Here is a 21,230-nt window from a genome sequence, read left to right as displayed (position 1 = left end):
AATAAGAGAAGATGCTTTTTATTTTTATTGTCATAATATTATACTCCTATATTTCCGTTTCTTCCTCTCAGTTGTTATACTAGAAAGAACTACAGAATCCACTCACTACATAGCCAAATGCATAAAGTCTTCTTCCCAATCCAATAAGAAAAGGTGGCGAACCCTATGTCAGAAAATTATTCTCTAAAAGAAGCAATGATTTTTAGTCAGCGACTTGGTCAATTGTCAAAAGCACTCTGGAAAGCTGTTGAAAAAGATTGGCAAACTTGGATCAAACCATACGACTTGAATATCAATGAGCACCATATTTTGTGGATTGCTTATCATTTAAAAGGTGCCACAATTTCTGATATAGCGAAGTTCGGTGTGATGCATGTTTCTACGGCATTTAACTTCTCGAAAAAGTTGGAGCAACGTGAACTTTTAGCTTTTTCAAAAAGAGAGGACGATAAGCGTAACACTTATGTAACCGTTACAGAAAAAGGCGCAAACTTGTTAGAAGAAATGTATGAAAATTATCACAATACTTCCCATTCAGTCATTGAAGGTTCTCTTCCTATCAAACAACTTTATGGTCGCTTCCCAGAATTTATGGATATGATGGCAGTCATACGCAATATTTACGGGGATGATTTCATGGATATTTTCGAACGATCACTTGCAAATATTGAACATGAATTCGATTTTGACGAAAAAGATGAAAGCGCCATCAAATAATTTACAATTTCCCTCTTGAATTAATTGGTGAAACATCGTATTGTAAACTCTTGAACTATCAGTTTAGGGGTGTTTTACATGCAATGCTGGAAAAGCATTAATATCCGCCGTCAGTACGGCTATGACCGTTTGTTTTTAATTTCATCTTTTATTGTTTTCTTGATTTTTTCATTCGCATATATTGGCCTGTCTTTTGTAAGTGAAAGCACGCGTTCTAGTGAATATTTCATCATCTTTGTTGCTTCATTTTTAGCAGTATATCCTGTGCACAAGTTGTTGCATTACATTCCCCTCTCTCGTTTAAATGGGCGTGTGAAATTAAAAAAATCTATGCACTTCGGTGTGATTCCAATGTTTATGATTAAAATTTGTGAACCGATTGGAAAAAGTCGATTCATTTTTGCATTGTTATTGCCGTTTTTAGTGCTATCCACTGTGTTTTTACTAGGAATCTATATATTCCCAGAGTTCGCTCACTACTTCATCTTACTTTTTGCATACCATTGTGGCATGTGTGTCATTGACTTGATTTATGTAAAAGAGTTAATTCGTTCACCTAAGAAGGCTTGGATTGAAGAAATTGAGGATGGTTATGAGATCCTCGTCTCTCCTCGTACGTAACTATTGCTAGCAACTCGTTGTTTTGCTATGATGAAAGTGTTCACGAAGGGAGTCACAGTATGATTATTTTGGCACTACTTGGATTTGCCGCCTTCTATTTCTTTCAAATAAATCGAATGGCACTTGCATTTGTCACGTCTCGCGAACTATCAGAAGAGAAGCAGACAAAAGTATTCCGAATGGTAAATATTTGTATTACTCTATTATTTGTTTCACTTTATGTAAAAATAACATATGCAGTATAGATGGAACGGACGCCAAATGGCATCCGTTCTTTTTTGTTACATTAAGGATGTTGCGCCGACAATAATAAGAAGAATGAAAAGAACGACAATCAAGGAAAAGCCTGAGCCGTTTTAATAGCTATGACCCATTACAATCACCTCCTTGTCCTTTACAGTATGCGGATGTCTCTGTGAGTCCGTAGGCAAATATGGAACTATTTTGTTTTTTAAACGTTTATGTTATAGTAAGCATTGTCTGAATCTAGTTAGGAGAGATACCAAAATGAAAAAAACATTAATGACAACTGCTCTGGCAGCCTCAATCTTTACTTTAGGCGCATGCTCAGACGAAGAAGCTTCATCACCTGTGGTTGTAAGCTCTGAATATGGCGATATTACTCAAAATGATTTGTACAATGAAATGAAAGCATCTATCGGTGATCAAGCACTTCAATTGTTAATGATTGAAAAAACTCTTGATGCTGAATACGATGTATCCGATGAGCAAGTAGAAGCGGCCTTAGCTGCGGACAAAGAAGAACAAGGTGAAAACTTTGATGCATTCATCGCTCAACAAGGCTATACAGAAGAGTCTTATAAAAAGTTTCTTAAATTGAATCTTCTTCAAGAAGAAGCACTAATTGATGGTGTTGAGGCAACAGAAGAAGAAATTCAAGCGAAATACGATGAGATTAAAACAGAAGTAAATGCTCGTCACATCTTAGTAGAAGATGAAGCTACTGCAAACGAAGTGAAAGAAAAGCTTGATGCAGGCGAAGACTTTGCTGCACTTGCTGCTGAGTATTCAACTGAGCCACAAGCTCAAACTTCTGGTGGCGATTTAGGTTGGTTTGGTCGCGGTGCAATGGTTCCAGAATTTGAAGAAGCAGCGTTTTCTTTAGAGCCTGGCGTTATTAGTGAACCTGTTCAGTCTGATTTTGGTTTCCATATCATTGAAGTAATTGAAAAGCGTGAAACGGAAGAATCTTTCGAGGATATGCGTGAAGAGTTAGAGCGTGAAGTGAAAATTGCGAAAGCAGATTCATCTGCTTTATTCGGTACAGTTGCACAACTAATGAAAGATGCAAATGTTGAAATTCAAGACGAAGAGCTTGAAGGCGCATTAGCAAACTTCTTAGATTACGAGGCTCCAGCTGAAGAAGAAGAAACAAACGAATAATACAAAAAACTCCGATCAGCATGTGATCGGAGTTTTTTTCTAGTGCAGTCTCAATCGACAAGAGGAGGTAGTGCCAGAGATTGAGTTACAAATGGTGTCTGTCACCTTTCATCACCATAAGACTCGCTGTCCTAAACTGTGTTCTATAGATTGTTAAATCAGGCCTTGCGTTAGCACAGCCTGGCACTACTAATGTCAGTTGTAGCTATAAAGGTTATTTCAATTATTATATAGAGGCGAAGCCGAATCTTAAACTTGCAGGTCACAACTTCATCTCAACAAGCACTTGAACTAGCCTGATTCAACTGTAGAAGATTGCGTAAGGGCAAACTAAGAAGAACCGCGCTGGGGCCGCTCGAATCGAGCGGCCCCAGTCCTTTTCTTTCTTAATTTGATCTTGAAAGCAATCGTCGGAAGGTGAATCTGGATTTCTCAAGTATACTTCGCCTTCAAAGTCTACGCTGTCATCTCGCAAAATTTCTGATCAGTCGGCTCCACATCTAAATATCAAACGTAGGTCGGTAGAATGAACGGTTCTCGAGCGGGAATAGGCGTTCTGAGAATTCACCTGGCGTTGTTTTTTCAAGCGCACGATTTAACATCGCCATCTTCGCATCTATATTATCAATATAATGCAGAATTTCAGCCTCACGAAGCATCGGACGTTTCGGGCTTCCCCACTCTTCTTTGCCGTGGTGAGATAGCACCATGTGTTGAAGAAGCATGACTTCTTCCCCTTCGATTTCCAATTCTTTTGCAGCCATCGCAATCTCATTTACCATGATTGAAATATGTCCTAGCAAATTTCCTTCTATTGTATAGCTTGTCGCTACAGGCCCAGAAAGTTCAATGACCTTTCCTACATCGTGTAGTAAAATACCTGAATACAATAAATCTTTATTAAGGCTCGGGTATAACTCCGTTAACGATTTGCCAAGACGTAACATCGACACGACATGGTCCAGTAACCCTGTTGCATAGTCATGGTGATTTCGGGTAGCAGCTGGATACGTTGTGAATGCGAGGTGATGTTTTTTCAAAAGATGACGCGTAAGACGTTGAATGGTTGGATTTGTCATCTCGAAAATATATGGAGTCAATTCATTCATTAACTCTTCCTTAGACTTTTCTGCTGATGGTACAAGATCTGTAATTGTGATCCCTTCTTCATCTTTTACAGGACGGATACTCTTAACACGCAGTTGTAACTTTCCACGGTAGTCGTGGATTTCGCCGCCTACACGAACGATTTTTTGCGCTCCATAAAGACGGGCATGTTCATCTGTCGTGTCCCAAAGTTTCGCCTCAATATCCCCACTTTTATCTTGCAATACAAGAGACATAAATGGTTTTCCAACTGTTGTAACTCCAACAGTACTCTGCTTTATTAGTAAATAGTGATCGACTGGATCGCCTACTCGAAGTGTTGTAATCCCCTTCATGATTTGCTCCTTTCAGTCTCCATATGCAGCACTTTGTGTGGAGACAGCCACTCATCGCGGCATGTGAAATATAGATAAGGCAATTGATTCTCCTCACTCATCAACCATTGTACCACTTGTTGAAAACGAATCGCATCAAAATGGACAAATGGATCATCCATCAAAATAACAAATGGTTTTTCTTTTGATAGTTCTTCTGCAAGTGCGAATCGTAGCGCTAAATAGGCTTGTTCTTTCGTAGCTTGGCTCAGCTCTTTCATCTCGAAAAGCGTACCATCTTTTGATACTGCTACAAATCGGTTCTCGCTATAACCTAATGATTTGTAGGCACTTGCAGTAAACCGAGCAAACAGCTCACTAGCTCGCTGAATAGTGGCTGGAAAGACATCTTTTTGATAATGCTCATAGTGTGCTTCTATACTTGATGCTATTCCTTGCCACGCAAGATAGTCGATGACCAGTTCTTCTAGCTGTCCTTTTTTTGCTTCGATCTGTTGAAGCAATTTGGCTCTTTGTTCATCACTCACTAGCTGATCAATCTGTTGTTCGATTGTGACAACAGATCGTGTAAGTTCTGTCTGTTCCGATTCTAAACGATCCAGTTCAACGATGAGCTTTGCATTGTCAAAATCTTTTCGAGCTTTGCCATGCAATCGACGTTTCAATTCTTGAAGCCGCTCCATCTTTTTGGCGGTTTCTTGTGCATCTTTGACTAAGGTGTCGAAAGCATCTCTACTAGGAACGCTATACTTTTCATAGATCGTTTGTAACTGCGCCTCTACTACTTGTTTAGCCTTCTGAGCTTTTTTTCTCTGCTCCACAGTATACATATGTTCAGCTTCTCGCACTTTCAAAAGGCGATAGTCTTCATGAAGCTTTGTAAGTCGTCTTCTAGCCTCTTGGAATACGGATTCAGATTGTGCATGTTGAGGAAACTTTGCCGCAATTTTTGCACGTTCAAGTAGTGTGCTAGTTAAACGCTCTTCGATTTGTCGGTAACTTAGCTGCAGCTGTTGCAACTTGCGTAGTTGATCGAAAATATCTCGCGCTCTATAATTTCCTGTTGGCTTTACACCGTACTCTTTTAAGAAATTGTCTGCTTTATCGCTCTCCACATCACTAAATCGAGAAGGCACAACGATTCCAGCTACAATGAGAACTAGTGAGAGAAGATAGAAGAATAGCCAATCCGTCACAAATCCAAGCACGACAAAAGCTCCAGCTGTCAGTAAAAGAAACTTATATTTCGTATTGTCCCAATTAGACGTGGGTTTGAGTAATGTATCCAGTTGTTGTTCTTTTTGATAAGACAAATCGTACCCTTCCAGTTTTGTTTCCAAGTCGAATGGGTCTATTGCTAAAGCTGCAAGTGCAGGTTGTTGTTCGCGGACGATACCTTCAAGTTGCTCTTCTAATTCGGCAATTTTACTGTGCACTTCCCTCCAAGACGTCTCATCAGCTAAAATCAATTCTAACTCTTCAATTTCCCGTTCTTTTTCATGCAACTGATTAGCATCAACGGAAGTACTCAAAAGCGTCGTTTCTTTTTGCGTGAGATCCAAAATGCGATTCGAGAGTTCCCGAACGTCGTCTTGGTCGGTTTGGGAGACGTCGACTCTCTCATTTGTAACGTGGAGCAACATTTCATATTCCTCAAATAGTGGATGCAACATCTGCTGTTCTTCCGCTTCAAAAATCTGCTGTTTTGTAAGTCGAATTTCATTTCGAACCTCACCTAGACGATTCTCTACTTGCTGTTGTTGCTGTGTAAGTTCTGCATAATACCGCTCTTGTTCCAACCCTTTCACGAGTTGGTTCTCTAAATCACGCAATTCTTCTAACTGGCGATTGATGTGCGGTTTCTTTCCACCTGGTTTATAGAGCGCTTGTAATTCTTTCGCTGCGTCTTTATTTAACACCGCATAGGGATTCGTACCTGTCGTTCCACTAGCAAAAAAAAGTTCTGTCAGGTCTTCTTGAGAAAGTTGGTGAATTTGCTGCAAGTCAAAAAGGTGAAAAGCGTAGACAGATTCTGCTTGTTCTCTTGTTAATCCTTTAAGTAAACTCCGTAGTTCTTCTTCGCCTCCGTAGTAGATGCCATTTTCAGTAACAGTAACTACTCCAGAGGACTTCCCTTCCACGCGCTCAATTTGATATAGCTTGTCCTGTAACTCAATTTTCACCCAGCCACCATACCGAACTCCAAATTTAGGTTCTAAACGATTCGCAGACGCACGAGTCGGAAATCCGAAGAAGATTTGCAGAATCGCTTCATAAAGAGAACTCTTCCCTGTTTCATTGTTCCCTACAACCACTGTTTGTGTTGAAAATGAAAATGTACGATCAACATGTTTGCCAAATCCATAAAGATGGACTTCGAGAAGTTTCATTGACCACCACTCCGATCAGTAAGAATGGCGTGCATTCGCTCTTTCACTTGATCTTCTAAAGTAGATGAATCAAGTACTTGTTGCATAGCTGTAGGAATCGTTGGTAAAGCAAACTGATTCATCAACTGTTGAAATGCTGGGTCCAGTTCAGTAGTCCAATGCAGGTTTAGATGAGTAATATAAACAGTTTGAATTGTTTGATTCACCTGCTCTAGTATAAATTCTCGCAGTTCGTTTTCGTTCGTCGTCAGCATCCAGTCTTCTTTCGGAGTCTTTATAGTCACTTGTACTAATGTATAAATGTGATCCGTTTTCGGCTCCAGCGCTTTGATTAGTTGTTCTTGGAAGTGATCAATTGACGCTGTCGATTCGAATACAACTTCAATTTCGTCAAATACAACTTGTGAAGCCTTCTGAAATGTAATGGTAGGCTCACCGTTTGATAGTTCGACATGATAATAGCCTTGAACTCCCTGCTCTTTTCGATTGCGACCTTGTAAAGTCCCTGCGTACGCAATTGCTGGTTTTGTGCTAAGTTGTTGCCTCTTATGGATGTGGCCGAGAGCCCAATAATCATAGGAAGTTTGGCGAAGTTGCTCTAGTGTAAACGGTGCGTATACATCATGTTCTTGTTGTGTTTGCTCACTTCCATGAAGCAAGCCAATCGCATAATCTGCATAGGATTTTCTTGGTGGATACTTTTCAATATAACTTTCAGGAAGATGACGTCGTGGATAACTGAACCCACTAATTTGAACAACTTGTCCATCTATTTCGAGTTCATACGATTCAGGAGTTTCACCAAATATAGTCACATTTGGCGGAAGCTTAAAACGCGTCCAATTCCCTGCCAAATGATCGTGATTTCCATGAATGATATAAACCGGAATATCGTACTGTGCAAGTGTTTCCATAGCTTTCTTAAAATAGGCTTGTGCGCGTAAACTACGGGTTTCACCATCGTAAATATCTCCTGCAAGTAGGATAAAGTCCGGCTTATTCGTAATAGCATCTTGGACGAAGGAATCAAATGCGCCAAACGATGCATTTCGGATGCGTTGTTGCCAGTGTTCCGGCATGCTTTGAATTTTTGCAAAAGGACTCTCTAGATGAAGATCTGCTGCATGAAAGAATCGGATTACCATAGTCTACTCCTTAAATCGAATATTTGTTCTATTATATCATATGGGATTTTTCTGTATACTGATAGTAGAGAGAAAGGGGAAGAAGCACATGCATACGTACACTTTTACTGCGTTTGAAAAAACGGGGAAACTTTTAGCGGAAGAAAAATGGGAATACGCTTCAGATGAAGAAGCGAAACGTCAAGGGGAATCGCGTATTGAAGAACTAGGATACGGGGAAACGACGCATCGCTTAGTCAATACTTCTGGAAAGTTAATTTTATTCCATGTATAGAAGATAGCCGCCTCCTGAGAGAGCGGCTATTTTTTATTGATTGAATTGTGGTTTGCGCTTGTTTACAAAAGCATCGATGCCTTCTAGATGATCCGCTGCAGAACGCATAGCTGTCTGAGCAGCTGCTTCACCTGCAAGAACTTGTTGCAACTCTTTAGTTTTAATTCCATGTAAAATCTTCTTAGACTCTAGCATAGCTTGAACTGGAGATGCTGTTAGCTGGTTTGTAAAGTGATCCAGGGTCGCCTGAAGATGACCATCTTCTACTACTTGATCGACAAGTGTAGCTTCGTGAGCTTGTTGACCCGTCATCATCTTGCCTTCCCAAATAATCTGCTTCGCTTTTGGTACACCCACTCGCTCTTTTAAGAAGAAGTGGCCTCCTCCATCCGGAACAAGTGCAATGCCTATAAAGTTCATGGCTAGTTTTGCTGATTTTTCAGCTAAAATAAAATCGCTCGCCAATACGAGACTGAACCCTAATCCCGCTGCTGCTCCGTGAACAGCCGCAATTGTAAGTTTTGGTAGCGTGTAATACGCGAGAGCTAACTTTTCAAGTTTACTCATGATATCCCCAATGTCGAACGACCCATCATTTGCAAGCATCGCTTTGATATCTCCACCTGCTGAAAATGCACGACCTTCCCCTTTTAAAACGACAACTTTTGATGTTGTATCGTTATGTAGGTCTGTAAAAAAATTTGTTAGTTCATCAATCATTTGTCCATTCATAGAATTTAGTGCCTCTGGTCGATTGAGCGTGACTGTCAGGACTTCACCTGTTTGATCGATTTTTAGTGTTTCGTATGTCATTGTGATTCCCCTCCCCTAGTATCTATTCGACAGCTTTTGTAAAAGTCCTTTTTTTATTAAATGTGGAGCCGGCTGTTCAGAAATTTTGCGTTGGAGGACTAAAACTGAGCGAACGTTCATCGGATGAATGTGAGATTTATTCTACACTATTCATGATTTATTCTACCCAAATTAATATTTATTCTACCGAAGTCATATTATGGAAACTATTTTTCTGTTTAGGTCTATTCAGAAGAAGAGTGACAGGCACCAAATGGGAACTGTTGGTAAAGGGTGACAGGCACCATGTCTACTTCTTGAATCATCAAAAAAATCCAACCCCGTTAAGCGAGGTTGGATTTACGTCTATTAAAACTGCTCGTATAGCTCTTGAACTGGTTTCAATAAAATACGGTTGATTTCTTCGATTAACTGACTAAGTTTCATTTCAGCTTCTAACATAGCCATAATCTTCTCATTTGACTGAGCAAGTTGCGCTGTCTTCTGAGCGTACTCAAGCTCTTCTCCAGGGATTTCTTCCCCTTTGACTTGCTTTTCTTGTAGTGTCATTTGAATCTTACGGAACGACTCAAAAAGTTCTTTTGCTTCTTGATCGTCTTTCACGGCTTGAATTGCTTCTTTGACTCCTTGCATTTCAGAAGTTGAACGCAATGTTGTCTCTAATTTGTTAATATCGTCATAAATGTTCATCAAAACAGCTCCTAACTATTAATAACGAGGGCAATAATTCCTTGAATGACCCCAATCAGACCTCCAAGAACCCCTCCGAGAATTGTAATCATTTTAAATTCTCTTCTAGACAAGCCTAACACAAGTTCCTCTAATCGCGAAACCGGGAAGGTATTCACTTGCTCTTTTACCACTTGATCGAGCTTCAACTTTTCAAACAGGGCTGGAAGTTCCGCATGCAGGCGCTTAAATGTATAGTCAAAAGCTTTTGGCAAAATCGAATCGCTCACCACTGCTCCAATTGTTGGGAATAAGTGTGTAACTGGTTTTTCCAATTGCTCCTCAATTGCGACTTGTTTATGGATATACGCCTTGATTTGCTCTACTACTGGTGCAGCATCAAAGCCGTTCAACAACTCAACTAAAGGACGCTCTTTTATTTTGTCCCATTCTTGTACAAGAAGATTTGTAATCAATGTTTGGGTGGAAGGAGCATCTAGAAATTTCTTGATTTCTGGCTGTAATTTGTTCGCAAGTGTATTGGAATCGCCAACCATCATAAGAATCATATTTCCAAAAGTGCCTTTAGAGGCAAGAAAATCATCCACTAATTGTTTAAGTGTACGATTGCCTTCTGGTGATTCGATGAAGTCGGTTCCTTTTTGAAGAATGGCAGATGTGAGCTCTGGTAACTTCGCTTCCACTTTTAGCTGCCAAGCTACTGGCAATACGGTTTGGACTGTGCCCGTCTGAAGCTTATCCGTAATTTTCAGGGCTTGAAAATCCACTTGGCTATCAATTAAGTCTTTCACAGAACCCGTTACATTTTTTAGTTCTGCACGTTCAAGCCACTTAGATATTGGTGTTGTCTCAAATCCAAGACCAGAAGTAATTTGTTCCTCAACAACACGTTGGATTCTCCCTTGTACTTCTTTGTTTAAGTACCGCTTCTCGATGAGTTCTGGCGTCAATAAATAATGGATGACCAGTTTCCCTAGCTGAGAAGCCAGTTCTTCTCTGCGTTTTGGAATAAGTCCTGGGGTAAATGGAACACGCCACTTCCCAATATATTTTGCTTCGTATGGTCGAAATAACATTTTGATGGCAATGTGATTTGTAAATGCGCCGATGACAGCTCCAATGAGAGCCATGAAGACGATAGTTGTTACGATTTCCATGTCATTCACCTTTTTCTTTAGTCTCTAGGTGATAGTATACCAAAAAGAGAGGCCCTGACTATATCAGGACCTCTCGTCAAACCAATGGATATATCCTGGTAAGCGTATGGCATGTTCCATTTCGTCATGCATCGCAATCCAAAAAGGTTGTGGCGAGGGTGTTTTTAGTACCATTACTTTATAAAAGTCCGCAGCTTCTAATTCCTCTTTCCATGCTTGCAGTAAAAATTTCCGAACAGATTCTATTGGCTTAGGCTTTTCAATACCTGTGACATAGCGGCCAGTTTATAAGAAATACAATTGTTGAAACATCTCATAGTGCGACTTCTCATCCTCATATATGGCGGATTACTTTTTTCCAAAATGGATCTTCGGTCAATTGTTCCAATTGTCGATAGGAATAGTACGCTTGGTATTCATCCCGAATCGCTTTTTCTAATTCATTACTCATAGACGAACCTCCTCATAGAAACACAATATGCTACACTTAATGTAGCTATGAAAGGAGTGTCCCTATGTTACAACACTTTAGTTATCAATCCCTTTTTGAAAACAAGTCGCTCCCTGGGTGGGAGATTAGTTTTTATTATCGTCAACAAAAGTATCGTGGAATTTACGAGAAGGATGGCACGATTCAGTGGTTGGATGGTGTTCCGGAAGATGAGGACAAAGTGAAGTCTTTTATCCATGAGTTAATGGTTTTTCATGTTTATGATTGAGTTTTAGATGTGGAGAACGCCGCTCTAGAAACTCCGAGGAAATCAGACGTGCCCGTGAAGGCTCTTTTCAGCCTTTACGGGTGCGGCTGATTCCGGAGCGTGTTTCTGGCGTTCGGAACTCGATTCCATTTAGATGTGGAGCCGACTGTTCAAGACGTTGCGTTCCGCATATCAAGAATTGAGCGAACGTTCATCGGACGAATGTGCGATTTATTGAACACTATTCATGATTTATTCTACCCAAATCAATATTTGTTCTACCGAAGTCATATTATGGAAACTTTTTTCGATTTTAAGTGGTATCTCAAGAAAAGAAGAAGAGTGACAGGCACCAAATGGAAACAGTTGGTAAAGAGTGACAGGCACCTATGAAACCTTGGTACAAAAAAACCAGCAGCTCTCTCAATCTTAATTAAGAGAAACTACTGGTTTTTTTGTTATGAGTATTTACGAAGAAGCTGATAGATACGCGACTTAATTTCAGAAGCCTCGTGCTTGTGTACTGTCAAAGGGACAAATGTTTCGTCCTGATCCATCGCTTCTGCTAAGAAACCTCCGAACCCGCGAGCCTTCCGATCAATTTGAAGAAGCAGCTCTGCTTTTTCAGGAGTTTGACTTAAAAAGACCACTTCCACTTCATCTAACTTTCCGTAAAACTCTCCAGTCATCGGCACGTACTCAAATTCCTGCATGAATGGATAGACACCTCTGTATTTTCTTGATGCTTGTTCACACTCTGCTTTACGTAAACGGAAACCTAGATTTTCAATCTCTTTCAACACCGTATTGGCAAGGGTGGTAGGTTCTACTTGAATATAGTCTTTATCAGTCGGATCCACAGCTGAGGCAATATCTAACATTGTCTGAATCCAAACACGTGTGGACCCTTTTGTGACAGGCGTATCAAAAGGAAGGACGAATGAGAATGGAATTTCTTTTTCTTCATTCGCGGCAAGTGTAAATCCATCTAAAACTTTGTGTTTTTGAATCATTGCTTTGTCTGTAAACTTTCGATCATCTGATTCACGAATATAGGTCGTATAGACGGCTAGATATAGAGCATCAATTTTTTGCTCTGTCTTCCCTCCATAAATCTTGACCACGCCTTCCATCACTTCTCCTGCATGAAATACTGCTTTCGAGAGAACTGTATCGACTTTTGCTGAACCTACACCAATACTTGCTAACATTTTGTTGAATAAAGACATGAGAAACGCTCCTTTACGTTAGATTACTTACTAGTACGTTTGAGAATATAAGAAAGTTTCACGCTAGTTGGGCAGTTCCGGCTTGGAGACGATACATTTTTTCATATTGACCACCAAGTGCAATCAATTCGTCGTGATTTCCGTTCTCAACAATCTCACCTTTATCAAGCACTAAGATTCGGTCGGCATTTTTAATGGTTGATAAGCGGTGCGCAATAATGAATGTTGTACGTCCTTTTTTCAGCACATCCATTGCATGTTGGATCAACTCTTCAGTCTCTGTATCAATATTCGACGTTGCTTCATCTAAAATTAAAATAGCTGGATTGAAGGCTAAAGCACGTGCAAATGAAATCAGCTGACGTTGCCCTGAAGACAATGTACTCCCTTTTTCAACGACTGGCGTATCCAGACCGAGTGCTAGATTCTTCAGTACACGGTCCCCACCAACAGCTTCAATTGCCTCTTCCACTTGACGACGTGAAATACGTGGGTCATCTAAGCTGATGTTCGAAGCAATCGTTCCCGAGAAGAGATAAGGGTCTTGTAGTACGATTCCCATATGTTCACGAACTGCTTGACGAGAAAGAGACGTCATATCTTGACCGTCTATATAAATTTTGCCTTTTGACGGGTCATAGAAACGGAACAATAAATTCATGATTGAACTCTTCCCTGATCCTGTATGACCAACAAGCGCTACTGTCTCTCCTTTGTTTGCCGAGAAGTTTAAATTCTTCAATACATACTCTTCATCTTTATACGCAAACCAGACATCTTCGACGACGACATTTCCTTGATAGCGAGGAACTCGTTGTTCAGATACTTGCTCTCCTGGTTCATCAAGAAGTTCAAATACGCGTGTTCCCGCCACGAGAGAGCGCTCTAGTTGTGAAAACTGATTCACGATTCCAGTCAATGGGTTGAACAACCGTGTGATGTAATCGACAAATGCGTAAAGTGTTCCTGCCGTCACGGCTGCTTCTGCTCCTACAGAGGCTGCTCCAAAATAAAGAATAAATCCAAGGAACATCATGTTACGGAGCACAAATACTAAATTAAATGATGTGGCTGAATCAAGTTTTAACAGTTTGCTTTGATACTTAAAGTGACTTTCATTCATTTCTTCGAATTCACGAGCCATTTGTTTTTCACGACGAAACGCTTGGATGATTGACATCCCTTGAATCGATTCATTAATCATCGCATTCATATCAGCCAGTTTTGTACGAACGATATGATTGTAGTTCGAAGCATATTTTCGGTACAGAATCATCCAAATATAAACTAAGGGGACAATCACTAGCGCCATCGCGGCCAGGCGTACATCTAAAATGAATAGTGCTACATAAACTCCAGTAATCGAAATGATACTTGTCGCAAACTGAGAAAGCACTTGTACGTATAGATTACGAATGGCCTCCGTGTCATTTGTTACGCGTGCCACAATCTTTCCTGCTGGTAATCGGTCAAAGTAATGAACCGGTACACGCTGTATGTGCTTAAATACGTCATTTCGTAAATGTTGGACGACGCGGTTAGCTCCAATCTGTAACTGAATATACATGAAGTAGCGAAATACGGCCGCAACAATTTGTAATCCGAAGAATACTGCGAGTAACTGTGCAACGACAACAAAGTCGATTTGCTCGGCTGTAATTTGTGTATCAATAATATATTTTGCAATAAATGGACCAATCAGATCCACGATAACAGCGATTGTCAGTAGGCCAAGCCCACTAAGAATCGTCTTTTTATACTTTAATGCATAGAGATAAAGTCGTTTTGAGGTCGTCATCTCTACACCTCCTCTAACTGCTGACGATCAAACTGTTCTCGGTACCAACCACCTTTAGCGAGTAATTCTTGGTGTGTGCCCTTTTCTACTACTACACCATCATCTAAAACGATAATTTGATCAGCATGTTGGATAGCAGACAAACGGTGAGTGGTAATAATCGTAGTTTTCCCAGTCCGGTTTTGTTGAATATTTTCAATGATTTTGGATTCAGTCTTCGCATCAACTGCAGAGAGTGAATCATCTAAAATTAAGATATCTGGATTTTTAATGAGCGCGCGTGCAATTGAGACACGCTGTTTTTGACCACCTGATAAGGAAACCCCTTTTTCTCCAACCAGTGTTTCAAGTCCTCGTGGCAAGTTTTCAAGATCTTTTTCAAAATAAGCAAGACGAATTGCACCTAGCAGGTCTTTCTCAGTTGCGTCTTCTTTTCCAAATAAGATATTCTCTCGAATCGTTCTTGAAAAGAGTACGTGATCTTGTGGAACGTATCCGATTTTTGATAGCACAGCTTCCCGTGTCTGATCAGCAATCGCAATATCACCTATTTCTACAGCACCTTTGCCCATCGGATATTCTTTTAGTAGCTGTTTCACAAATGTGGTCTTTCCAGCTCCTGTCTTTCCTACAATACCTAATGTTTGACCCGCTTCTACACGAAGCTCAACATCTTTTAAATTGACGACTTCTGAGGTTGGGTAGGTAAATTCCACTTGTCGGAAACCAACAGTTGGTTGTTCCTTTGCAAGAGAAGCTCTGGCAGGCTCTATAACATCTTGAGGAGTACTCAGGGTTTCTTGTACACGATCAAGTGAAGCATTCCCACGCTGCATGACATTGATCAGCTCTCCAATTGCAAACATTGGCCAAATCGCAAGACCTAAGTAAACATTAAATGTTACGAGGTTTCCAACGGTCATTTCACCAACAGATACCAAATGCGCTCCGTATCCGAGTGCAACGACGTAACTGATACCAGTTCCGACTTTTGTAATCGGACCGAATAATGCATCAATCCGTTCAACGACCATGTTTTTTTCATAAACCATGTCACTCATATCCGCAAAGTTCTGCTCATCTTGACGTTCTTGCACATACGCGCGAATAACACGCACACCCGCAATGGATTCGAGTACTCGGTCGTTCAAGTCACCAAAGGCATCTTGTGCTTCCATATACTTTTCATGAATGATTTTCCCCAAATATTGCATGATAATAGCTAAAATCGGGATTGGAAGTAAAGCAAAAAATGTCAGCTTCCATGAGATCAAAAATCCCATTGCAAGAATAATTGCTAGCATATAGAGCGTTGAATCGATTAATGTCATAATGCCAAAACCAGCCGTTGTAGCAACTGCGTTCAAATCGTTTGTAGAACGGGCCATCAAATCTCCCGTTCGGTTTTTCTCGTAAAAACCTGGTGTCATCGCTAAAAACTTCGACATCAGGCGTGTTCTTAGAATCCGTTCAATCTTGACGGAACCTCCAAACAATTGATACTGCCATATAAAGTTGATGATATACCCACTTAAAATAATGGCTGCAAATAAGAGTACATATTCCCTTAAGGAACTTTCTGTTAATGAGCCTGTAGTAATAGAATCGATAGCCTCTCCTATAATCCACGGAGGTATTACCTCTATTACACTTCCAATAATAAGTAATGTTATTGCTACAGAATAGCGAATCCAATGCTCTTTAAAAAACCAATTTAATTTTCCAAGTACACTAAACATAAATATCCCTTCCTTTCACTAGCCACTTTCTAGAGACTCCGGTTTTGATAATTTTCGAACTGTGATGATACGATTCATCATACTTCACTCCTTCTATTTTTTCTAAATAATGGAAGTTGATAAGCACAAAAAAGCACATGCCCATAGAAATGGACATGTGCATATATACCTTAATAAAGGTTATACGGCATGTATCATATCTAGTAGGTAGGACTTCAAATTAAACTGGTGATTCATAGTAACTACGTTTTTCATTGCTCCTACCTCCATTCCTGATTATTTAGTACCTCTTTACACTAGCACACCTAAATTTTAACTGTCAACAACTTTTTTAATTAGATTAAACACCGTATACTAACAAGCCCAATAAAGCACTCACTGCCACAACCTTCACGGGTGAAAATTTAAACACTGTAAGTAAAGTGAAAGTAATTAAAACAATAATGAAATCAAATGAAGACTTCACTGCACTCGTGAAAACTGGATCATACAGAGCAGCAAGTAATATCCCTACCACAGCTGCATTTACACCTTTCAATGCAGATTGAATTCCTGGTTTTGACCGAATGATCGACCAAAAAGGAAGAGTTCCTATCACCAATAAAAACGATGGTAAAAACATCGCAAATACAGCAAGTAGTGCTCCTGGAATTCCAGCTGTCACTTGTCCTAAAAATGCAGATAGTGTAAACAAGGGGCCAGGTACTGCTTGTGCTAATCCGTATCCCGCTAAGAACAGGTCACTCGACATCTCTACTTCACGCTCTAGCATTGGAAGTACCACGTGTCCTCCACCAAAAACAATAGATCCTACACGATAATACGTATCAAGAATTCCGAGATACACGTTTTCAGAAAATGTTCGTGCAAATGGTAAAGCGATCAATAAGCCAAAGAATATCACCCAAGCCACTATTCCAGCGCGCTTTCCGAAAGAAAGTTTCAATTCAACAGCATCTAGCGTCTTATCTTTGCGGAACAAGAAGTATCCGACCACTCCTGCCAAAACGATCACGCCAATTTGTCCCCACGCTGTCGGAATCAACAAGACAAGTATGGCCGCAGCAATGGCTATTGCGATTCGCGTTGCATCAGGTGCTAAATTCTTCTGCATTCCAAGCAATGCGTGAGCTACGATAGCTACAGCTACTATTTTTAATCCTTGGATTATCCCGCTATCAGTAAATCCGAATCCTACTACAAAGTAAGCAGCTAGCATCAAAAATAGAACCGATGGCAGAGTGAAACCAGCCCACGATACGATTCCTCCTAAGATTCCCCCGCGCATCATTCCGATTGCGATACCTACCTGTGATGATGCAGGACCCGGCAAGAATTGGCATAACGCCACAATGTCTGCATATAATTTATCATCTAACCACTTTCGTTTTTCTACGTATTCATCTCGGAAGTACCCGATGTGTGCGGTTGGTCCTCCAAATGAAGTGAAACCGAGTTTTGTAGATGCCTTAGCAATTTCTCGTAAATTTCCCATAGTGCCTCCTACTAATAAGAATATGCTTATATTTTAGCAAATTTAGCCGCCTAGATGTATGGATAGTAATAATTCTTTACAATTTCGTAATAGGGAAAGTAACAAGACAAATGATTGTTTGACAGTAAGGCTATTCCTCTATAAACTGTAGAAAGTACTTATACTATACACACAATCTATGCGTTCAAAACGACTTCCTTGGAAGTCGTTTTTGTCGTTTATAGGGAGTTGTAGGGAGGAAACATTTTGGAACTCTATACAAACTTACGCAAAGGGGAAAAAGGCGCATGGCTCAGTATCGCTGTCTATATAGTCCTTAGTAGTGTGAAATATACAGTGGGGACTATCGGTGATTCCGAAGCATTACGAGCAGATGGTCTCAATAACTTTACGGATATCATAGCAAGTGTGGCTGTTTTAATCGGATTACGTATATCACAGAAACCACCCGATGATCAACATGCTTACGGGCATATGCGGGCAGAAACGATTGCGTCGTTAGTTGCCGCATTTATTATGGCAATCATCGGTTTACAAGTCGTGATTCAGTCTCTTCAAAGTTTTGCGGATCCTGTAAGAGAGAGCCCTTCTCTCTTAACTTTATGGGTAGGACTAGGAAGTGCAGTTGTCATGTATGGAGTCTACCGCTATAACAATGCTCTCGCGAAAAAAATTAAGTCGTCGGCTCTTCGTGCAGCAGCTTACGATAATCGCTCAGATGCTCTTGTGTCTCTCGGAGCTTCTATTGGGATCATCGGCGCAATTGTTGGCTTCCCAATTCTTGATACAATTACTGCTCTTGTTGTAGGTGCAATCATTCTCTACACGGCTTATGGGATTTTTTATGACGCTGCGTTTATGTTGTCTGACGGATTCAGTAGTGAAGATACGGAGACGTTGACAGTGCTTGTGTCTCATACTCCCGGTGTTTATAAAGTACCTGATTTAAAAGGGCGGATGCATGGGAACCAAGCATTAATTGATGTGACAGTAACAGTAGATCCGTATTTGAATGTCATTGAGAGTCATTGGATTACGGAGGAAATCGAGCGGAAAATTCACAAGGCCAAACCGCATGCGATTGTGCTTGTTCACATTGAGCCGGAGTATGACATGGTGGATTATTAGATGTGAAGCCGACTGGTCAGAAATTGTGCGAGATGACAGCGTGGACTGTGAAGCGTTTTTTGCTTCATAGGCCGCGATGGCTTCTTGCGGGATTTCTAGGAGGCGCAACTCGATTCCAGTTAGATGTGAAGCCGACTGGTCTAGAGGGCGTAACTCGATTCCAGTCAAAGTCGAAACCCCTTTAGAACGTTGAGTTCCACTGCGGGGCTGCTTTCCGTGGGCGCTGCGTGAGCTTCCTCGTCGCAGGCTCCTGCGGGATCTCACGGCAGACTGTAATCCCACTGGAGTCAGCCCCTCCATTGCACTCAACTTTTTTCCATATTTGAATAACGCCACTTGCAAAGAGAACAATACTTTGCAAGTAGCGTTTTTTTATTCTTATCGAAAGTTATTACACTAAAATTTAGTAGTAAATCCTAAAAGATATGTGTCATCCAAACAAGAAAGCGAATTAGATTTTTAGTAAACCAATAACGGCTTATTTGTTAAGGGCATTTTCTAGCAAGGGCTTAGGACTTCCGCAATTAACGCCCGACTGGTGCCAATTAGCGACCGAACTTGCTCGTTTAGCGACCGAGTTCAGTCCGTTGACGACCGTAAACCTTCACTTAACGCCCCAAATGATTTTATGGAAACTAATTCGCGACAAAAACTTAATGAGTAGGCAAAATTCAGGTCCTAAGAAACTCAACCCTTCCCGCTAGGTTCTGTAAGACCATGCTTCACTGCATACAACGCCGCTTGTGTGCGGTCTTGGACGTTCAATTTCGAAAAGATATTCGAGATATGTGTCTTCACCGTTTTTTCAGTTACAAACAAAGTAGAAGCGATGTCTCTGTTGCTCTTACCTTTTGTAAGCTCGGCAAGCACATCTTGCTCACGAGCCGTTAAAGGATTTGTCAGATGTGGCTTTTCTTCTGACCAATCTTTTTCAAGTTCCGTCTGAGCTAGTGGACTGAGCGGTTTTTCGCCTTTCATTAACTGACGTATAGCCGCTGCAAGCTCGTCTGGTTCGATATCTTTCAATTGGTATCCTGCTGCTCCCGCCTCAATCGCTGGGATCACATGATCTCGGTCAGAGAAACTTGTCAGCATCAAGATATGCGTTTCGGGTACCAGCTTTTTAATTTCTCGTGTTGCCTGGATTCCATCTTTTTCAGGCATGACAAGATCCATTAAAATCACATCAGGACGAACCTCTTTAGAGATAGCAATCGCCTCTTCCCCATTCGTCGCCTCTCCCACAACTTCAAAATCTTTTTGCGTCTTTAGAAAAAATAATAACCCACGCCTTACTACGTGGTGATCATCTGCTATCACAATGCGAATCATACGCACACTCCTTTAATACGGAATTCGTACAAATACCTCTGTCCCTTTTGATGGTTCACTGATCCATTCAATCGTTCCTTCTACTGAACGCGCACGTTCCTGCATGCTATTCATTCCGACAGACGCTAGACTTTCTGGAATTTTCCCAGCGACAAATCCTCTGCCCTCATCTTTTAAAATAAATAAAATATCTGTTGAGTTGATTGTTAGAAATAATTCCGCTTCCAATGTTCCCGAATGTTTACGAATATTGTTAAGCCCTTCTTGCGCTATACGGAAGACGGTCTCTTCTATTCGTGAAGGCAGTTGAATGACTCCACTGACATGCGTTTTCAAAGAAATTCCAAGCATTTCAGCGTAGCCTTTGATTCCTTCTAATAAACCTGTCTCCAATCCTTTTGGACGCAACTGCCAAATTAGCGCACGCATCTCTGTCAGTGCTTCTTGCGTGAGGGAATGGATATCTCCAAACGCTTGCTTCAAATCCGTGTCTTCTGTCATCTCCATTGCTCCACGAGAGGTCAATGTCACAGAAAACAAAAGTTGATTGACCGAATCATGCAAATCTCGCGCAAGTCGATTCCGTTCTTGAACAAGGGCGATTTCTTGCTCTTGCTTCGTCAAATGAATACGTTTGATGGCTGATCCGATTTGAAAAGCAATGGCTTCCAACAATGCTAGTTCACTCTGATCATATTCGATTGTATGCGGAGTCGCCACATTCAAAAGTCCGAACTTTTCCTTACCAGACTGAAGTGGTACGGTTGCATGATGCGTGATTCCGGCAGAAGGGAGTGTGCTAAGACGTCCTGCTTGTTCGATACGCTGGCATTCGATGATATTGGAGGCTTTTTGTAGTTCTCCATTGTTATAGCGCGAAACACACCAACACCCTCCGCGTTTCATCGAGCGGCACGCATTGTCCATTAACGAGTCTGGAAGATTCTCTGCGGCAATCAGTGTATGCTTCCCTTTCGCATCAATAAAGAAAATCCAGCCGGAAGCAAAAACACTGCGCGTCAGTAGCTTTTTGAGCGCACCTTGTAACATCGTCTCCATTTCGGTTTCTTCATTCAAAAATTCTGCGATTTCTTTGAGTAGCGTCATATGTTCATTCAAAACCAGTGCCCTCCTGTAGAAAAAGACTGGTCACTGACC

The 21,230-nt window shown here is 40.9% G+C and carries 19 protein-coding genes and 1 pseudogene; 7 read left to right on the top strand and 13 right to left on the bottom strand.

Annotated features, from left to right (window positions below; translation table 11 throughout):
- The first annotated feature begins 165 nt into the window (after nt 1–165).
- From JOD03_RS00250 to JOD03_RS00240, 3 genes are all read left to right on the top strand, one after another.
- On the top strand, nt 166–717 hold the full coding sequence (locus JOD03_RS00250) for an HTH-type transcriptional regulator Hpr (protein ID WP_204588817.1): 552 nt from the start codon (nt 166–168) through the stop codon (nt 715–717).
- A gap of 78 nt (nt 718–795) precedes the next feature.
- Nucleotides 796–1,338: a DUF3267 domain-containing protein gene (locus JOD03_RS00245; RefSeq protein WP_204588816.1), complete on the top strand. Its 543-nt coding sequence runs from the start codon at nt 796–798 to the stop codon at nt 1,336–1,338.
- 59 nt (nt 1,339–1,397) lie between these two features.
- Nucleotides 1,398–1,583, top strand: a complete 186-nt coding sequence (locus JOD03_RS00240; RefSeq protein ID WP_204588815.1) for a hypothetical protein — start codon at nt 1,398–1,400, stop codon at nt 1,581–1,583.
- A gap of 36 nt (nt 1,584–1,619) precedes the next feature.
- Here JOD03_RS00240 and JOD03_RS00235 read toward each other — a convergent pair.
- Nucleotides 1,620–1,691: pseudogene (locus JOD03_RS00235) on the bottom strand (YjcZ family sporulation protein); the annotation flags it as partial.
- Nucleotides 1,692–1,845: 154 nt separating this feature from the next.
- On the opposite strand from JOD03_RS00235, the gene JOD03_RS00230 reads away from it, so the two are divergent.
- Nucleotides 1,846–2,742: a peptidylprolyl isomerase gene (locus JOD03_RS00230; protein ID WP_204588814.1), complete on the top strand. Its 897-nt coding sequence runs from the start codon at nt 1,846–1,848 to the stop codon at nt 2,740–2,742.
- Between the two features lie 500 nt (nt 2,743–3,242).
- Here JOD03_RS00230 and yhaM read toward each other — a convergent pair whose 3' ends face one another.
- The 3 genes from yhaM to JOD03_RS00215 are packed head-to-tail and all read right to left on the bottom strand — an operon-like array spanning nt 3,243 to nt 7,719.
- Entirely contained in the window at nt 3,243–4,184 is a 942-nt protein-coding gene (gene yhaM, locus JOD03_RS00225; RefSeq protein ID WP_204588813.1) for a 3'-5' exoribonuclease YhaM, read from the bottom strand.
- A complete protein-coding gene (locus tag JOD03_RS00220; RefSeq protein WP_204588812.1) occupies nt 4,181–6,574 on the bottom strand; it encodes an AAA family ATPase in 2,394 nt (797 codons plus the stop codon). Before JOD03_RS00220 ends, yhaM begins: the two co-directional genes overlap by 4 nt.
- Nucleotides 6,571–7,719, bottom strand: a complete 1,149-nt coding sequence (locus JOD03_RS00215; protein ID WP_204588811.1) for a metallophosphoesterase family protein — start codon at nt 7,717–7,719, stop codon at nt 6,571–6,573. The genes JOD03_RS00220 and JOD03_RS00215 overlap by 4 nt, the downstream gene beginning before the upstream one ends.
- An 88-nt stretch (nt 7,720–7,807) precedes the next feature.
- On the opposite strand from JOD03_RS00215, the gene JOD03_RS00210 reads away from it, so the two are divergent.
- Entirely contained in the window at nt 7,808–7,993 is a 186-nt protein-coding gene (locus JOD03_RS00210; protein ID WP_204588810.1) for a YhzD family protein, read from the top strand.
- 33 nt (nt 7,994–8,026) lie between these two features.
- Here JOD03_RS00210 and JOD03_RS00205 read toward each other — a convergent pair whose 3' ends face one another.
- The 3 genes from JOD03_RS00205 to JOD03_RS00195 form a co-directional block, all read right to left on the bottom strand.
- Nucleotides 8,027–8,806, bottom strand: a complete 780-nt coding sequence (locus tag JOD03_RS00205; protein WP_204588809.1) for an enoyl-CoA hydratase — start codon at nt 8,804–8,806, stop codon at nt 8,027–8,029.
- A gap of 348 nt (nt 8,807–9,154) precedes the next feature.
- A complete protein-coding gene (locus tag JOD03_RS00200) occupies nt 9,155–9,496 on the bottom strand; it encodes a YlbF family regulator (protein WP_204588808.1) in 342 nt (113 codons plus the stop codon).
- 11 nt (nt 9,497–9,507) lie between these two features.
- Complete coding sequence (locus JOD03_RS00195; protein WP_204588807.1) at nt 9,508–10,653, bottom strand: DUF445 domain-containing protein; 1,146 nt, start codon at nt 10,651–10,653, stop codon at nt 9,508–9,510.
- Nucleotides 10,654–11,168: 515 nt separating this feature from the next.
- Between JOD03_RS00195 and JOD03_RS00185 the strand changes: the two genes are divergently transcribed.
- Entirely contained in the window at nt 11,169–11,372 is a 204-nt protein-coding gene (locus JOD03_RS00185; protein ID WP_204588806.1) for a DUF5342 family protein, read from the top strand.
- A 437-nt stretch (nt 11,373–11,809) separates the two neighbouring features.
- Here the strand turns inward: JOD03_RS00185 and JOD03_RS00180 are convergent, their stop codons facing one another.
- The 4 genes from JOD03_RS00180 to chrA all read right to left on the bottom strand — a co-directional run bounded on the left by JOD03_RS00180 (nt 11,810) and on the right by chrA (nt 17,612).
- Nucleotides 11,810–12,580 (bottom strand): sporulation protein, encoded by a 771-nt coding sequence (locus JOD03_RS00180; protein ID WP_204588805.1) that lies wholly within the window; start codon nt 12,578–12,580, stop codon nt 11,810–11,812.
- Between the two features lie 58 nt (nt 12,581–12,638).
- On the bottom strand, nt 12,639–14,378 hold the full coding sequence (locus JOD03_RS00175) for an ABC transporter ATP-binding protein (protein WP_204588804.1): 1,740 nt from the start codon (nt 14,376–14,378) through the stop codon (nt 12,639–12,641).
- Nucleotides 14,379–14,380: 2 nt separating this feature from the next.
- On the bottom strand, nt 14,381–16,117 hold the full coding sequence (locus JOD03_RS00170; protein ID WP_204588803.1) for an ABC transporter ATP-binding protein: 1,737 nt from the start codon (nt 16,115–16,117) through the stop codon (nt 14,381–14,383).
- Between the two features lie 340 nt (nt 16,118–16,457).
- Nucleotides 16,458–17,612: a chromate efflux transporter gene (gene chrA / locus JOD03_RS00165; RefSeq protein ID WP_204588802.1), complete on the bottom strand. Its 1,155-nt coding sequence runs from the start codon at nt 17,610–17,612 to the stop codon at nt 16,458–16,460.
- 246 nt (nt 17,613–17,858) lie between these two features.
- Between chrA and JOD03_RS00160 the strand changes: the two genes are divergently transcribed.
- Nucleotides 17,859–18,740 (top strand): cation diffusion facilitator family transporter, encoded by an 882-nt coding sequence (locus JOD03_RS00160; RefSeq protein ID WP_204588801.1) that lies wholly within the window; start codon nt 17,859–17,861, stop codon nt 18,738–18,740.
- A gap of 687 nt (nt 18,741–19,427) precedes the next feature.
- Here JOD03_RS00160 and JOD03_RS00155 read toward each other — a convergent pair.
- On the bottom strand, nt 19,428–20,072 hold the full coding sequence (locus JOD03_RS00155) for a response regulator transcription factor (RefSeq protein ID WP_204588800.1): 645 nt from the start codon (nt 20,070–20,072) through the stop codon (nt 19,428–19,430).
- A gap of 12 nt (nt 20,073–20,084) precedes the next feature.
- On the bottom strand, nt 20,085–21,197 hold the full coding sequence (locus JOD03_RS00150; RefSeq protein WP_204589352.1) for a GAF domain-containing sensor histidine kinase: 1,113 nt from the start codon (nt 21,195–21,197) through the stop codon (nt 20,085–20,087).
- Between the last annotated feature and the right edge of the window lie 33 nt (nt 21,198–21,230).

Source organism: Chryseomicrobium aureum (assembly GCF_016909155.1).
GTDB classification, from domain to species: Bacteria; Bacillota; Bacilli; order Bacillales_A; family Planococcaceae; genus Chryseomicrobium; species Chryseomicrobium aureum.
Note: the sequence above shows the minus strand (reverse complement) of the source record. Positions and strands in the feature narration are given on the sequence as shown.

Excerpts from the sequence above, each read along its gene's own strand:
- JOD03_RS00205 (WP_204588809.1), bottom strand. The coding sequence starts at position 8,806 with ATGACATACGAAACACTAAAAATCGATCAAACAGGTGAAGTCCTGACA.
- JOD03_RS00220 (WP_204588812.1), bottom strand. The coding sequence starts at position 6,574 with ATGAAACTTCTCGAAGTCCATCTTTATGGATTTGGCAAACATGTTGAT.
- JOD03_RS00180 (WP_204588805.1), bottom strand. The coding sequence starts at position 12,580 with ATGTCTTTATTCAACAAAATGTTAGCAAGTATTGGTGTAGGTTCAGCA.
- JOD03_RS00185 (WP_204588806.1), top strand. The coding sequence starts at position 11,169 with ATGTTACAACACTTTAGTTATCAATCCCTTTTTGAAAACAAGTCGCTC.
- JOD03_RS00250 (WP_204588817.1), top strand. The coding sequence starts at position 166 with ATGTCAGAAAATTATTCTCTAAAAGAAGCAATGATTTTTAGTCAGCGA.
- JOD03_RS00210 (WP_204588810.1), top strand. The coding sequence starts at position 7,808 with ATGCATACGTACACTTTTACTGCGTTTGAAAAAACGGGGAAACTTTTA.
- JOD03_RS00170 (WP_204588803.1), bottom strand. The coding sequence starts at position 16,117 with ATGTTTAGTGTACTTGGAAAATTAAATTGGTTTTTTAAAGAGCATTGG.
- JOD03_RS00240 (WP_204588815.1), top strand. The coding sequence starts at position 1,398 with ATGATTATTTTGGCACTACTTGGATTTGCCGCCTTCTATTTCTTTCAA.
- chrA (WP_204588802.1), bottom strand. The coding sequence starts at position 17,612 with ATGGGAAATTTACGAGAAATTGCTAAGGCATCTACAAAACTCGGTTTC.
- JOD03_RS00245 (WP_204588816.1), top strand. The coding sequence starts at position 796 with ATGCAATGCTGGAAAAGCATTAATATCCGCCGTCAGTACGGCTATGAC.
- JOD03_RS00155 (WP_204588800.1), bottom strand. The coding sequence starts at position 20,072 with ATGATTCGCATTGTGATAGCAGATGATCACCACGTAGTAAGGCGTGGG.
- yhaM (WP_204588813.1), bottom strand. The coding sequence starts at position 4,184 with ATGAAGGGGATTACAACACTTCGAGTAGGCGATCCAGTCGATCACTAT.
- JOD03_RS00230 (WP_204588814.1), top strand. The coding sequence starts at position 1,846 with ATGAAAAAAACATTAATGACAACTGCTCTGGCAGCCTCAATCTTTACT.
- JOD03_RS00195 (WP_204588807.1), bottom strand. The coding sequence starts at position 10,653 with ATGGAAATCGTAACAACTATCGTCTTCATGGCTCTCATTGGAGCTGTC.
- JOD03_RS00200 (WP_204588808.1), bottom strand. The coding sequence starts at position 9,496 with ATGAACATTTATGACGATATTAACAAATTAGAGACAACATTGCGTTCA.
- JOD03_RS00175 (WP_204588804.1), bottom strand. The coding sequence starts at position 14,378 with ATGACGACCTCAAAACGACTTTATCTCTATGCATTAAAGTATAAAAAG.
- JOD03_RS00215 (WP_204588811.1), bottom strand. The coding sequence starts at position 7,719 with ATGGTAATCCGATTCTTTCATGCAGCAGATCTTCATCTAGAGAGTCCT.